Source organism: Enterobacter cloacae complex sp. 302F9 (assembly GCF_050030335.1).
GTDB classification, from domain to species: domain Bacteria; phylum Pseudomonadota; class Gammaproteobacteria; order Enterobacterales; family Enterobacteriaceae; genus Enterobacter; species Enterobacter hormaechei_C.
Window position 1 is genome coordinate 4,454,485 of the sequence record NZ_JBLGUC010000001.1, and the last position, 12,952, is coordinate 4,467,436.

General features: G+C 57.7%; 12 protein-coding genes. 1 reads left to right on the forward strand and 11 read right to left on the reverse strand.

The features are described from left to right. The 8 genes from ugpE to livK form a co-directional block, all read right to left on the reverse strand. A complete protein-coding gene (ugpE, locus tag ACQG0T_RS21680; protein ID WP_015571468.1) occupies window positions 1–846 on the reverse strand; it encodes a sn-glycerol-3-phosphate ABC transporter permease UgpE in 846 nt (281 codons plus the stop codon). Continuing rightward, entirely contained in the window at window positions 843–1,730 is an 888-nt protein-coding gene (ugpA, locus tag ACQG0T_RS21685; protein ID WP_003861551.1) for a sn-glycerol-3-phosphate ABC transporter permease UgpA, read from the reverse strand. The genes ugpE and ugpA overlap by 4 nt, the downstream gene beginning before the upstream one ends. Window positions 1,731–1,832: 102 nt before the next feature. After that, window positions 1,833–3,149 carry a sn-glycerol-3-phosphate ABC transporter substrate-binding protein UgpB gene (gene ugpB, locus ACQG0T_RS21690; RefSeq protein ID WP_045348717.1) on the reverse strand — a complete coding sequence of 439 codons (1,317 nt, stop codon included), beginning with the start codon at window positions 3,147–3,149 and terminating at the stop codon, window positions 1,833–1,835. 247 nt (window positions 3,150–3,396) lie between these two features. After that, a complete protein-coding gene (gene livF, locus ACQG0T_RS21695; protein WP_015571469.1) occupies window positions 3,397–4,110 on the reverse strand; it encodes a high-affinity branched-chain amino acid ABC transporter ATP-binding protein LivF in 714 nt (237 codons plus the stop codon). 1 nt (window position 4,111) lies between these two features. Next, a complete protein-coding gene (gene livG, locus ACQG0T_RS21700; protein ID WP_003861544.1) occupies window positions 4,112–4,876 on the reverse strand; it encodes a high-affinity branched-chain amino acid ABC transporter ATP-binding protein LivG in 765 nt (254 codons plus the stop codon). Further along, window positions 4,873–6,150, reverse strand: coding sequence for a high-affinity branched-chain amino acid ABC transporter permease LivM (locus tag ACQG0T_RS21705; RefSeq protein WP_003861542.1), 1,278 nt, complete (start codon window positions 6,148–6,150; stop codon window positions 4,873–4,875). Before ACQG0T_RS21705 ends, livG begins: the two co-directional genes overlap by 4 nt. Then, the gene (gene livH, locus ACQG0T_RS21710) at window positions 6,147–7,073 is read right to left on the reverse strand and encodes a high-affinity branched-chain amino acid ABC transporter permease LivH (protein WP_003861540.1); all 927 of its coding nucleotides are present in this window, start codon (window positions 7,071–7,073) and stop codon (window positions 6,147–6,149) included. Before livH ends, ACQG0T_RS21705 begins: the two co-directional genes overlap by 4 nt. A gap of 46 nt (window positions 7,074–7,119) precedes the next feature. Further along, window positions 7,120–8,229: a high-affinity branched-chain amino acid ABC transporter substrate-binding protein LivK gene (gene livK, locus ACQG0T_RS21715; RefSeq protein ID WP_023295547.1), complete on the reverse strand. Its 1,110-nt coding sequence runs from the start codon at window positions 8,227–8,229 to the stop codon at window positions 7,120–7,122. 424 nt (window positions 8,230–8,653) lie between these two features. On the opposite strand from livK, the gene panM reads away from it, so the two are divergent. Next, window positions 8,654–9,037, forward strand: coding sequence for an aspartate 1-decarboxylase autocleavage activator PanM (panM, locus tag ACQG0T_RS21720; RefSeq protein WP_015571473.1), 384 nt, complete (start codon window positions 8,654–8,656; stop codon window positions 9,035–9,037). A gap of 162 nt (window positions 9,038–9,199) precedes the next feature. Here panM and livJ read toward each other — a convergent pair whose 3' ends face one another. The 3 genes from livJ to rpoH form a co-directional block, all read right to left on the reverse strand. Continuing rightward, entirely contained in the window at window positions 9,200–10,300 is a 1,101-nt protein-coding gene (livJ, locus tag ACQG0T_RS21725) for a branched chain amino acid ABC transporter substrate-binding protein LivJ (RefSeq protein ID WP_015571474.1), read from the reverse strand. Between the two features lie 197 nt (window positions 10,301–10,497). Further along, on the reverse strand, window positions 10,498–11,763 hold the full coding sequence (locus ACQG0T_RS21730; protein ID WP_047062431.1) for a 4-aminobutyrate--2-oxoglutarate transaminase: 1,266 nt from the start codon (window positions 11,761–11,763) through the stop codon (window positions 10,498–10,500). Window positions 11,764–11,899: 136 nt separating this feature from the next. Then, entirely contained in the window at window positions 11,900–12,757 is an 858-nt protein-coding gene (gene rpoH / locus ACQG0T_RS21735; protein ID WP_000159624.1) for an RNA polymerase sigma factor RpoH, read from the reverse strand. Window positions 12,758–12,952: the final 195 nt, after the last annotated feature.

Here is a 12,952-nt window from a genome sequence, read left to right on the forward strand (position 1 = left end):
TTATTTCTCGCTATCGACCAGGCCGCGGACAAACGCGCGCTGCATGGCTAAAACAATGACTACGGGTGGGATAAGGGTGAGCAGCATCGCCGCCATCACCTGGTTCCAGAGGGTGGTGCCTTCGCCGGTGGCGATCATGCCTTTGATGCCTGCCACGGCGGTGCCGAGGTTGACGTCCTGAACGATCAGCAACGGCCACAGATACTGGTTCCAGCCGTAGATAAAGGTGATCACAAACAGCGCCGCGAGGTTGGTTTTCGACAGCGGCAGCACGATGTCGCGGAAGAAGCGCATCGGCGAGGCCCCGTCGATGCGCGCGGCTTCAATCAGCTCGTCCGGCAGAGTCATAAAGAACTGGCGGAACAGGAAGGTGGCGGTCGCCGAGGCCATCAGCGGCAGGGTTAAGCCCGCGTAGCTATCGAGCATCTTCAGGTTGGCGATCACTTCCACCGTCGGGAAGATACGCACCTCTACCGGCAGCATCAGGGTGATGAAAATCATCCAGAAAAACAGGTTACGCAGCGGAAAGCGGAACCAGACGATGGCGAACGCTGAGAGCATCGACACCGTAATTTTGCCGACGGTGATGCCAAACGCCATGATGAAGCTGTTGAGCATCATCAGCCAGAACGGCGCGCTGTTGGCGCCCACGCCCTGGGTCCAGATGGTCTTCATGTTCTCGAAAAGATGCCCGCCTGGGATCAGCGTCATCGGCGTGTCGAACACCGCTTTGGTGTCCAGCGTGGCGGCGACGAAGGCCACGTACAGTGGGAACAGGATGACGATAATCCCTAAAATCAGCATGGTATGGCTGAAAATCGTCAGCCCGCGACGGTTCTCAATCATTGGTAGCGCACCTTACTTTCGACATAGCGGAACTGCACCACCGTGAGGATGATGACGAGGAACATCAGCACCACCGACTGCGCGGCAGAAGCGGAGAGATCCAACCCCGCAAAGCCTTCGCGGTAGATCTTGTAGATCAGCGTCGTTGTCGCCTGCACCGGACCGCCTGCGGTCGCCGCGTCGATCACCGGGAAGGTATCGAAGAAGGCGTACACGAGGTTAACCACCAGCAGGAAGAAACTCACCGGGGCGATCAGCGGCAGCGACAGGCGGAAGAAGCGGCGCACCGGCCCTGCGCCGTCGATGGCGGCGGCCTCCACCAGCGAACGCGGGATAGACTGTAGCGCGGCAAAGAAAAACAGGAAGTTATAGCTGATCTGCTTCCACACCGAGGCGAACACCACCAGGAACATCGCCTGACCGCTGTTCTGAGCGTGGTTCCAGTCGTAGCCAAACTCGCCCAGGAAGTGGGTAATCAGCCCGCGCCCTGGGTTAAACAGGAAGATCCACAGCACGGCGGCCACGGCAGGAGCCACGGCGTAGGGCAGCAGCATCAGGGTCTGATACAGACGGCTGCCGCGCACCACGTAATCCACCAGCGCGGCGAAAAACAGCGACGCGACAAGACCGCTCACGGTGACCAGCGCACTGAATTTGATCGTCGTCCAGAAGGAGTCCAGGTAGTAGCTGTCGTGGAACAGCGCGGTAAAGTTGTCCAGCCCGACAAACTGGCTGGAAAGCCCGAACGGATCCACGCTTTGTACCGAGTACCACAGCGCTTCGCCCGCAGGCCAGATAAAGAAGATAACGGTGATGACCAGCTGCGGTGCGACCAACAGGTACGGCAGCCAGCGGGAACGGAACACCGGACGGGATGAGGACATTGAGATTAGGTTCCTGAACAATGCCGGGTGGCGGCTACGCCTTACCCGGCCTACATGGGGCACGTCGTAGGCCCGGTAAGCGCAGCGCCACCGGGCATTTTTTTACGATTTGGTCGACTGCTCAAAGCGGCGCAGCAGCTGATTCCCGCGCTCTACCGCAGCGTCCAGCGCCTGCTGTGGCGTTTTCTTACCGGTCCACACGCTTTCCAGCTCTTCATCCACGATGGTGCGGATCTGCGGCATGTTGCCCAGACGCAGGCCTTTGGTGAACGGCAACGGCGGCTTGTTCAGCATCTGGCGCGTCGCGATGTCCGCCCCTGGGTTTTTGCTATAGAAGCCCTGCTCGCGGGTCAGGTCGTACGCGGCTTTGGTGATCGGCAGATAGCCGGTCTTCTGGTGCCACTCGGCGGCGTTTTCCGGCTTCGCCAGGAAGTCGAGGAACTCGGCCACGCCTTTGTAGGTGCCGTTGTCTTTACCCTGCATCACCCACAGGCTCGCCCCGCCGATGATGGCGTTTTGCGGCGCGCCCTTCACGTCAGCGTCGTACGGCATCATGCCCACGCCGTAGTTGAATTTGGCATAGTGACGTATATCCGCCAGCGAGCCGGACGAGGCGGTGGTAATGGCACAGTCGCCGTTGTAGAACTTCTCGGTGGATTCGTCTTTACGCCCGAAGTAGCTGAAGTCGCCCTTCTTGTTGAGATCGGCAAGCAGCGCGATGTGCTTCACCTGCTCCGGCTTGTTGAACTCCAGCACCGCGTCGGTACCGTCGAAGCCGTTATTTTGGGTGGCAACCGGCAGCCCGTGCCAGGCGCTGAAGTTTTCAATCTGGATCCAGCCCTGCCAGCCGCTGGCGTAGCCGCACTTCATCCCCGCCGCTTTCAGCTTCGCGGTGTACTCAGCCAGCTCCTGCCAGGTTTTTGGCGGCTGCTCCGGATCTAAACCGGCTTTTTTGAAGGCGTCTTTGTTGTAATACAGCACCGGCGTGGAGCTGTTAAACGGCTGGGACAGCAGGTGGCCGGTTCTGGAATCGGTGTAGTAACCCGCTACGGTCGGTACGAACTGGGATTCGTCAAAGTTAATGCCCGCCTCTTTGAACACCTCGTACACCGGCTTGATGGCTTTGGAGGCCATCATTGTCGCGGTGCCCACTTCATAAACCTGTAACAGCGCAGGCGCGTTACCGGTACGGAAGGCGGCGATGCCCGCGCTCAGGCTCTGCTCGTAGTTGCCTTTGTACACCGGCACAATTTTGTAATCCGGGTGGGTGTCGTTGAAACGCTGCGCCAGGGAGTCAACCTCTTTACCCAACTCCCCTTCCATGGAATGCCAGAACGGAATGGTGGTCACAGCCATTGCGTTCGTCGCAAAAGCCAGACCCAGTGCCAGACCCAAAGCTGTGTGTCGTAACGATGTCATTGTCATCTCTCTTATTGTGCCGGATGCGCGATATCACGCGTTTTATGCTCGCGAGGTAACATGACATGCTCGAATGACAGAAAAATAACTGTTTGTTTACAGATAAGTGACAGCCAGGCGTCAGGGGGATGATGGTTGTGTGAAGGGGTTTAGTGGTTAAAAAAGCCGGGTGGCGGCTACGCCTTACCCGGCCTGGTCGATCCCTGTAGGCCCGGTAAGCGCAGCGCCACCGGGCAACACAGACGGCTTAGCCTCCGAGGTACGCGCTCCGCACCGCCTCGTTCGCCAGCAGCGCGTCACCGGTATCGGAGAGCACCACGCGCCCGTTCTCCAGCACGTAGCCACGGTCGGCGAGCTTCAGCGCCTGGTTGGCGTTCTGCTCGACGAGGAAGATGGTCATCCCCTCTTTACGCAACTGCTCGATGGTGTCGAAGATCTGCTGGATAATAATCGGCGCCAGACCGAGCGACGGTTCGTCCAGCAGCAGCAGGCGCGGCTGGCTCATCAGCGCGCGGCCAATCGCCAGCATCTGCTGCTCGCCGCCGGACATGGTGCCCGCTCGCTGAATACGACGCTCCCACAGGCGCGGGAAGAGTTCGTACACCCACTTGATGCGGGTCTGGAATTCATCCCGATGGGCGAAGAAACCGCCCATCGCCAGGTTCTCTTCCACCGTCATGCGGGAGAATACGCGGCGCCCTTCCGGGACAATCGCCACCGCTTCACGCATGATCTTAGCCGTCTGCCAGTCGGTAATATCTTTGCCGTCAAACACAATCCGCCCGCTGGTGGCGCGCGGGTCGCCGCACAGGGTGCCGAGCAGCGTGGTTTTACCCGCGCCGTTGGCGCCAATCAGGGTGACGATTTCGCCCTGATTGATGTGCAGGCTGACGTCGTGCAGCGCCTGGATCTTGCCGTAGTGCGCGTTGACCTTGTCGAACGTTAACATCGCTTTTTCCATCTTATGCCTCACCAAGGTATGCGCGGATCACGTCCGGGTTGTTGCGGATCTCTTCCGGCGTGCCGTTTGCCAGCGGCGTGCCCTGGTTTACCACGTAGATACGGTCCGAAATGCCCATCACCAGCTTCATGTCATGCTCAATCAGCAGGATGGTGGTGTCGTGATGGTCGCGCAGCTCGGCAATCAGCTCGTCCAGCTCTTTGGTCTCTTTCGGATTGAGACCTGCCGCTGGTTCGTCGAGCATCAGGATCTCCGGCTGGGTCACCATGCAGCGCACGATCTCAAGGCGACGCTGATCCCCGTAAGCGAGGTTGCTCGCCTGACGGTTAGCGTGCTGGAGCAGGCCGATACGGTCGAGCCAGGTCGCGGCGCGGTCGAGCGCCTCCTCCTGCGTGCGGCGAAAGGCCGGGGTTTTCAGCAGGCCGGAGAAGAGGCCGGTTTTCAGCTGCTGATGCTGTGCCACCAGCAGGTTCTCAATCACCGTCATCTCGCGGAACAGACGCACGTGCTGGAAGGTACGCACCACGCCCATGCGGGCAATCTGCTGGCCCGGCAGCCCTTCAAGGTGCTGGTCGCGCAGCATGATGGTGCCGCCCGTCGGCTTGTAGAAGCCGGTCAAACAGTTAAAGACCGTGGTTTTTCCCGCGCCGTTCGGGCCAATCAGGGAGACAATCTCTTTCTTGTGCAGATCCAGATTCACATTGTTGACCGCCAGCAGGCCGCCAAAACGCATCATCAGGCCGTTAACGGATAATAAAGGCTTCATGCCTGCTCTCCTTTCGCCTGTGTGCGTTTCAACTTCAGCTGTGGACGGGTCATCGGCAGCAGACCCTGCGGACGCCAGATCATCATCAGCACCATCAAACCACCCAGCATTAACATGCTGTATTCGTTAAAGTCGCGCATCAGCTCGCGGGAGACCACCAGCAGGATAGCCGCGAGGATCACGGCGAACTGCGAGCCCATTCCACCGAGCACCACAATCGCCAGCACAAAGGCGGATTCGGCAAAGGTGAACGATTCCGGGCTGACGAAGCCCTGACGTGCGGCAAACAGCGTCCCGGCGAAACCGGCAAACGCGGCGCTGATGGTAAATGCGGTCAGCTTGATGCGGGTCGGGTTCAGGCCCAGGGAGCGGCAGGCGATCTCATCTTCGCGCAGCGCTTCCCACGCGCGGCCCAGCGGCATGCGCAGCAGACGGTTGATCACGAACAGGGTAATCACCACCAGCAGCAGCGCCACCAGATAGAGCCAGATCACGCGGTCGGACGGATCGTACTTGATGCCAAAGAAATTGCTGAAGGTATCCCAGCCGCCTTCACGGGCGGTACGGCTGAACTCCAGGCCGAAGAAGGTCGGTTTCGGGATCTGGCTGATGCCGTTCGGACCGCCGGTCACTTCGGTATTGTTGAGCAGCAGAATACGGACGATTTCGCCGAAGCCTAAGGTCACAATCGCCAGATAGTCACCGCGCAGGCGCAGCACCGGGAAGCCGAGCAGGAAGCCCGCCGCGGCAGAGACCAGCCCCGCCAGCGGCAGACAGGTCCAGAAGCCGAGGCCGTAATAGTGGTTCAGCAGCGCGAAGGTGTACGCGCCGATGGCGTAGAACCCGCCGTAGCCCAGCACCAGCAGGCCAGACAGCCCCACCACCACGTTCAGACCGAGCCCCAGAATCACGTAGATCATGGTCAGGGTGGCAATATCCACCGTCCCGCGCGAGACCATAAACGGCCACGCCACGGCAGCCACCAGCAGCGCCACAAGGAACAGCTTCTGTTTCACCGTTGTACCGTCGATCGCCGGCAGGACGAATTTCGGCCCGGAGACGTTTTTCAGCGTCTTCTGGAACAGCGGACGCAACAGCTGGAACAGGAACACCACAGCGGTGCCGATAAACACCCACTGCCAGCGGATGTCGGGAGCGGTATCCACCACCAGCTTCGTGCCGTCCAGTCCTAACTGGACGCCCATAAAGACGCCCGCCAGGACGAAGAACATGGCGGCAGAGAGCAGCGCCATCGCAAAATGCATCGGTTTCATACTTTCTCTACCTCCGGACGGCCCAGAATACCGGTAGGCATGACCAGCAGAACCAGAATCAGCAGGGCAAACGACACCACATCTTTATATTCGGTGCTCAGGTACGCCGAGGAGAGCGCTTCGGCCACGCCCAGGATCAGGCCGCCGATCATCGCGCCCGGAATGCTGCCGATGCCGCCCAGTACCGCCGCGGTGAAGGCTTTCATCCCGGCCATAAAGCCGATGTACGGGTTGATTACGCCGTAGAACTGGCCGAGCAACACGCCAGCCACCGCCGCCATCGCTGCGCCGATCACGAAGGTCAGGGCAATCACGCGGTCGGTGTTAATCCCGAGCAGGCTCGCCATCTTCAGATCTTCCGCGCAGGCGCGGCAGGCGCGTCCCATGCGGGAGTAGCGGATGAACAGGGTCAGGGCCAGCATGGCAATAAAGGTCACAACCCAGATCACCAGCTGCATGGTGGTGACAGAGGCGGAGAAGTTTTCGCTGGCCCCCACAATCCACTGGCCGTTAAACAGGCTAGGCAGCGCCACGTCGCGTGAACCTTCGGTCAGGCTGACGTAGTTTTGCAGGAAAATGGACATACCGATGGCGGAGATCAGCGCGATCAGGCGTTTGGAGCTGCGCACCGGCCGGTAGGCCACCCGTTCAATACTCCAGCCGTAGGCGCTGGCGATCACAATCGCGCCGACAAACCCGGCGGCCACCAGCAGCCAGCTGCTGTCGATGCCCATCATCATCAGCGCGGCGATAATCATAAAGGAGACATAGCTACCGATCATGTACACCTCGCCGTGGGCGAAGTTGATCATGCCGATAATGCCGTAAACCATCGTGTAGCCGATGGCGATCAGCGCGTAGGTGCTACCCAGCGTGACGCCGTTAAACATCTGCTGCAAGAAGTAGAGAAACTGCTCGGACATAAGAAAACCTTTTTATATCCGCCCGGTGAGCCGGGCGGTGGGATGATTATTTGGCGACCGAGGAAGACCCGTCGGCGTGCCACTTAAAGACACCAAACTCAAATCCCTTCAGATCGCCTTTCTCATCCCAGTTCAGCGGCCCAATCACGGTGTTCGCCCCGTGTGCTTTTAAATCTTTCACCAGATCCAGCGGCTCTTTACTGCCGGTACGGTCCAGCGCGGTGGCCAGAGACTGCACGGCCGCGTAGGTGATCCAGACGTACGGACCGCTCGGATCTTTCTTCTGCGCCTTGAGCGCATCCACGATAGCCTTATTCGCCGGATCCTGGTCATAGCGTTTTGGCATCGTCACCAGCATGCCTTCGGCAGAATCGCCCGCGATGTTGGACAGGGAGGCATTACCGACGCCCTCTGGCCCCATAAACTGGGTTTTCAGGCCGGTGGCGCGCGCCTGGCGCAGCATCTGCCCCATTTCCGGGTAGTAGCCGCCGTAGTAAACGAAGTCGATATTCTCTTTTTGCAGGCGGGCGATCAGCGCGGAGAAGTCTTTCTCACCAGCGGTAATGCCGTCGAAGAAGACGATGTTTGCGCCGCCTTTTTTCAGGCCGTCCTGTACGGAACGCGCCAGGCCTTCGCCGTACTGCTGTTTATCATGAATGATGGCGATACGCTGCGGCTTAACGGTTTCGAGGATGTATTTGGCGGCGGTTGGCCCCTGAGAGGAGTCCAGACCGGCGGTACGCATGATGTGCTGGTAGCCGCGCTGGGTCAGTTCCGGGTTGGTGGCACCCGGGGTGATCATCAGAATGCCTTCGTCTTCGTAGATATCAGACGCAGGCTGCGTGGAGGAAGAACACAGGTGCCCGATGACGTACTGGATACCGTCGTTAACGATTTTGTTGGCGACCGCGACGGCCTGTTTAGGATCGCAGGCGTCGTCATACTCCACGCCTACCAGCTTGTCGCCTTTGATGCCGCCTTTGGCGTTGATATCTTTGATGGCCTGACGCGCGCCGTTGAACTCCATGTCACCCCACTGGGCAACAGGGCCGGACATCGCCCCCACTACCGCAACTTTAATGTCGTCTGCCATAGCGGCATGCGAGATCGACAGTGCGACCATCCCCGCGATTAACGTCTTCGCGTTCCTTTTCATCTCTGAATCCCCATTCGTGATGTCATGTTTATATTTTGTTTTATTATGGTTAAAAAGCATTCTGTACTTTTTATGAACAACGCTATTTTTACCAGTGCCTTTAATGGTTTAGCGCAGTTTTTTGTCAAAAACCAGACTAAAATCTCTATTTTTCAGGCGATTAAGCAAAGATAATATTCTGAAATCAGGCGGAGATAAACAAATAAAAGCGCGGTTTGCAGCATAAAATAACGGTACAAAGCGCCGAATAAATCACTGCCCTTCAGGTTAAAATTCTGCTTATTTTTCGATCCATGTGTTTTCAAACTGCCCATCGCGCTGCCAAAAAACTAATCACCTGGTAAATGGGAAGAAAAAGAGAAAGCGCCTGAGCAAATAAATTGAGTACACTGGCCCTACTCTTTTTGATTTGGACAAGCAGCTAATGAAACTGACTATCGTGCGTCTGGTGACCTTTAGCGACCAGGATCGTATCGACCTGGGCAAGATCTGGCCGGAATATTCCCCTTCATCGCTGGCCGTCGATGAAAACCACCGCATCTATGCCGCGCGTTTTAATGAACGTCTGCTGGCCGCCGTTCGCGTAACGCTGAGCGGCACGGAAGGGGCGCTGGATTCCCTGCGCGTGCGCGACGTGACCCGTCGTCGCGGGGTCGGGCAGTATTTGATTGAAGAGGTGATCCGCGAAAACCCGAGCGTAACCTCCTGGTGGATGGCCGACGTGGGCGTGGAGGATCGCGGCGTGATGGCGGCGTTTATGCAGGCGTTAGGGTTTACGGCGCAGGCGAACGGGTGGGAGAAGCGCTAAAAGAAAGCCGGGTGGCGGCTGCGAGGTGCTTATTGTAGGCCCGGTAAGCGAAGCGCCACCGGGCAAAAGAGGGCTGAGCGGCCTGATGCCCTCACCCCGGCCCTCTCCCACGGGGAGAGGGAGAAAACATTAAAAAAGGCAACTTGCGTTGCCTTTTTGCGTTTATTTTGCGTCTGTCGCCGTGCCGTTGGCATGCCAGTCAAACACGCCGAACTCGAAGCCCTTCAAATCGCCCTTCTCATCCCAGGACAGCGGCCCCATCACGGTTTCCACCGAGTTCGCTTTCAGCCAGGTGGCAATCTCCGCCGGATCGGCTGACTGGTTCAGGCCCGCTTGCAGAGACTGCAACGCTGCGTAGGTGGTCCAGACGAACGCACCACTTGGATCCTGTTTCTTCGCCTTGATGGCATCGACAACAGGTTTGTTCGCAGGCACCTGGTCGTAGTTCTTCGGTTTGGTCACCAGCAGCCCTTCAGCGGATTCACCCGCGATATTAGACAGGGAAACGTTCGCGACACCTTCTGGCCCCATGAACTGCGTCTTCAGACCCGCCGCACGCGCCTGGCGCAGGATCTGCCCCATTTCCGGGTGGTAGCCGCCGTAGTAAACGAAATCGATATTTTCTTTCTTCAGACGCGCGACCAGGGTCGAGAAGTCTTTCTCACCGGCGGTAATACCGTCAAAGAACACCACGTTGGCGTTCGCTTTTTTCAGGTTATCCTGCACCGCACGGGCCAGGCCTTCGCCGTACTGCTGTTTGTCATGAACAATCGCGATGCGCTGCGGCTTCACTTTTTCCACGATGTATTTCGCGGCGGTTGGCCCCTGATCGGAGTCCAGACCGGTGGTACGCAGGATCAGCTTATAGCCGCGCGCGGTCAGCTCTGGCGCCGTCGCGGCCGGCGTGATCATCAGAATGCCTTCGTCTTCGTAGATGTCAGACGCGGGCTGGGTGGAAGAGGAGCACAGGTGACCAATAACGTATTTGATCCCGTCGTTTACCACTTTGTTCGCCACCGCGACCGCCTGTTTCGGGTCACAGGCATCGTCATATTTTACGATTTGCAGCTTTTCGCCCTTGATGCCGCCCTTAGCATTAATGTCTGCAACCGCCTGTTCCGCGCCGGTAAATTCCTGGTCGCCGTACTGTGCTACCGGACCGGACATCGCGCCCACCACAGCCACTTTAATATCGGCCTGGGCCATAGTGCTGAATGCCAACGCGATACATCCTGCCAGTAACGCTTTACCCTTCATGTTCATCCTGAGATTCCCCATTATTATGGTTATAACGATTGTTGTGATGTTGTTGTGTAGCGCTTTATTTCAGTTATAGGCGTGCTGTTCGCGCTTTTTCAGCATACTCTGCTAAAACATACCCCATTTTTATGATTTTGGAATAGCTAATTTGAAATGAAAATATGATAAGCCCGACCGTCATTTCAGCCGGGCTTTTGGCTTTATCGTGTCAGCGAGGCGGAAATAATATCCAGCGCTTTACGGAACTGCGCTTCGGGGATGGTGAGCGGGTAGAGGAAGCGAATAACGTTGCCGTAAACGCCGCAGCTCAGGAGCAGCAGCCCTTCGTTCAACGCGCGCTCCTGAACCTGACGGGTAAATTCCGGCGACGGCTGTCCGGTTTGCGGATCGGTAAATTCCACCGCCACCATCGAGCCCTGCCCACGGATATCGGCGATATACGGACAACCATCCTTCGCTTTATTCAGCACCTCGACCAGATGATGCCCGAGATGAGACGCGCGGGTGCAGAGATCGTCCTCGTCAATCACATCCAGCACCGCATGGGCCGCCGCAATCGCCAGCGGGTTACCCGCGTAGGTGCCGCCCAACCCACCCGGCGCGGGCGCATCCATCACCTCCGCCCGGCCAGAGACGGCAGAGAGCGGCATCCCGCCCGCCAGGCTTTTCGCCATGGTGATCAGATCGGGCTTCACGCAGTGATTTTCCATGGAGAACAGCTTGCCGGTACGCGCGAAGCCGGTTTGCACTTCGTCGGCAATCAGTAAAATCCCGTGGGTATCACACAGGGCACGCAGCGCCTGCATAAAATCAGCGGGCGCGACGTTGAACCCGCCCTCGCCCTGAACCGGTTCAATAATGATTGCCGCCACCTGTTCGGGCGCGATATCGGCTTTGAAGATGCGCTCCAGGCTTTTTAACGCTTCGGCGGTACTGATGCCGTGCAGGCTGTTGGGGAATTGCGCGTGGTACACCGAGCCGGGGAACGGGCCGAAGCCGAGCTTATAGGGCGCCACTTTGCCGGTCAGCGCCATGGTCATAAAGGTACGGCCGTGGAACGCGCCGCCGAAGGTGATAAGGCCGGGACGTCTGGTGTACGCGCGGGCGATTTTCACCGCGTTTTCGACCGCTTCCGCCCCCGTTGAGAAGAAGGCGGTTTTGGCTGGCCCCTCTATGGGTACGCGCTGGTTGATGCGCTCGGCAAGCGCCACATAGCCTTCATAGGGGACGATTTGATAAGCGGTATGGGTAAAGGCGTGAAGCTGTTTTTCGATGGCGGCGATAACTTTAGGATGGCGATGCCCGGTATTCAGCACGGCGATCCCGGCGGCAAAATCAATATACTCATTACCTTCCACGTCCCACACCGTGGCGTTTTCGGCTTTATCGGCATAGAAGTTACACATGACGCCGATACCGCGCGGCGTCGCCTGTAAACGCCGGTCGTTCAGTTCGTTATTTTTCACCCTGTCACCCTCTGAAAGTCGCCTGCTTAGCGCATCAGTAAGTGTTTGCCAGGGGGAAGAAATTCGCCAGAGCGGGCGCTAAAAAAACAAAACCCCCGAATTTGCATTCGAGGGTTCTCGGTGTACTTCGCGGAAATTACGCTTCGATAGCGGCGCGAAGTTTTTTCATGGCGTTTTTCTCAAGCTGACGCACACGTTCAGCGGAGACGCCGTAGCGGTCGGCCAGTTCCTGCAACGTGGACTTGTTATCTTCGTCCAGCCAGCGGGCACGAATGATATCCTGGCTACGCTCGTCGAGGCCTTCCATCGCGAAGGTCAGCTTGTTCGCCGCCTGGTCTTCCCAGTTATCCTCTTCAATGCCGTCAGCAAAGTTAGAGGTTTTATCCTGTAGATACAGAACCGGGGCCATCGGCTGGCTGTCGGACGCGTCATCGTCGGCAGACATATCAAACGTCATGTCCTGGGCGGCCATACGGGATTCCATCTCGCGGACGTCTTTGCTGGAAACGCCCAGCTCGCGCGCCACCATTTCCACTTCATCCTGATTGAACCAGCCCAGACGCTGCTTGGTTTTACGCAGGTTGAAGAACAGTTTGCGCTGCGCTTTCGTCGTGGCGACTTTCACAATACGCCAGTTACGCAGGACGTATTCGTGAATTTCCGCTTTGATCCAGTGCACGGCGAAGGAGACGAGTCGCACACCCACTTCCGGGTTAAAGCGACGTACCGCCTTCATCAGGCCAATGTTACCTTCCTGAATCAGGTCCGCCTGCGGCAGGCCGTAGCCCGCATAATTACGAGCAACGTGAACAACAAAGCGCAGGTGAGACAGGATCAGCGTTTTAGCTGCTTCCAGATCGCCCTGGTAATGCAGCTTTTCAGCAAGCTCCTTTTCTTCCTCAGCCGTTAACATCGGCCAGGTGTTCGCAGCCCGGATGTAAGATTCCAGGTTACCAACAGGGGCTAAAGCTAAAGTTTGCATTTCTTTGGTCATTCATTCCTCTCAATGTTTCTTCTGGTCCAGGTTGTCCCCGTCAGGCAACAACCATGCCAAAGCGTTTGAGCAACGAGATTAGCATTCACTCTTTTATCAGACAGTGATTTTATCCACAAGTTCCAGGTGCAACAGTGAATAAATTACGCACAAAATGTGACATGAAGATGATTACAGGGGAAGAGACAACAGGGA

Coding starts and splice junctions, on each gene's coding strand:
- livJ (WP_015571474.1), bottom strand. CDS start 10,300: ATGAACATGAAGGGTAAAGCGTTACTGGCAGGATGTATCGCGTTGGCA.
- livF (WP_015571469.1), bottom strand. CDS start 4,110: ATGGAAAAAGCGATGTTAACGTTCGACAAGGTCAACGCGCACTACGGC.
- livG (WP_003861544.1), bottom strand. CDS start 4,876: ATGAAGCCTTTATTATCCGTTAACGGCCTGATGATGCGTTTTGGCGGC.
- livK (WP_023295547.1), bottom strand. CDS start 8,229: ATGAAAAGGAACGCGAAGACGTTAATCGCGGGGATGGTCGCACTGTCG.
- ugpE (WP_015571468.1), bottom strand. CDS start 846: ATGATTGAGAACCGTCGCGGGCTGACGATTTTCAGCCATACCATGCTG.
- ugpA (WP_003861551.1), bottom strand. CDS start 1,730: ATGTCCTCATCCCGTCCGGTGTTCCGTTCCCGCTGGCTGCCGTACCTG.
- livH (WP_003861540.1), bottom strand. CDS start 7,073: ATGTCCGAGCAGTTTCTCTACTTCTTGCAGCAGATGTTTAACGGCGTC.
- rpoH (WP_000159624.1), bottom strand. CDS start 12,757: ATGACCAAAGAAATGCAAACTTTAGCTTTAGCCCCTGTTGGTAACCTG.
- ACQG0T_RS21705 (WP_003861542.1), bottom strand. CDS start 6,150: ATGAAACCGATGCATTTTGCGATGGCGCTGCTCTCTGCCGCCATGTTC.
- panM (WP_015571473.1), top strand. CDS start 8,654: ATGAAACTGACTATCGTGCGTCTGGTGACCTTTAGCGACCAGGATCGT.
- ugpB (WP_045348717.1), bottom strand. CDS start 3,149: ATGACATCGTTACGACACACAGCTTTGGGTCTGGCACTGGGTCTGGCT.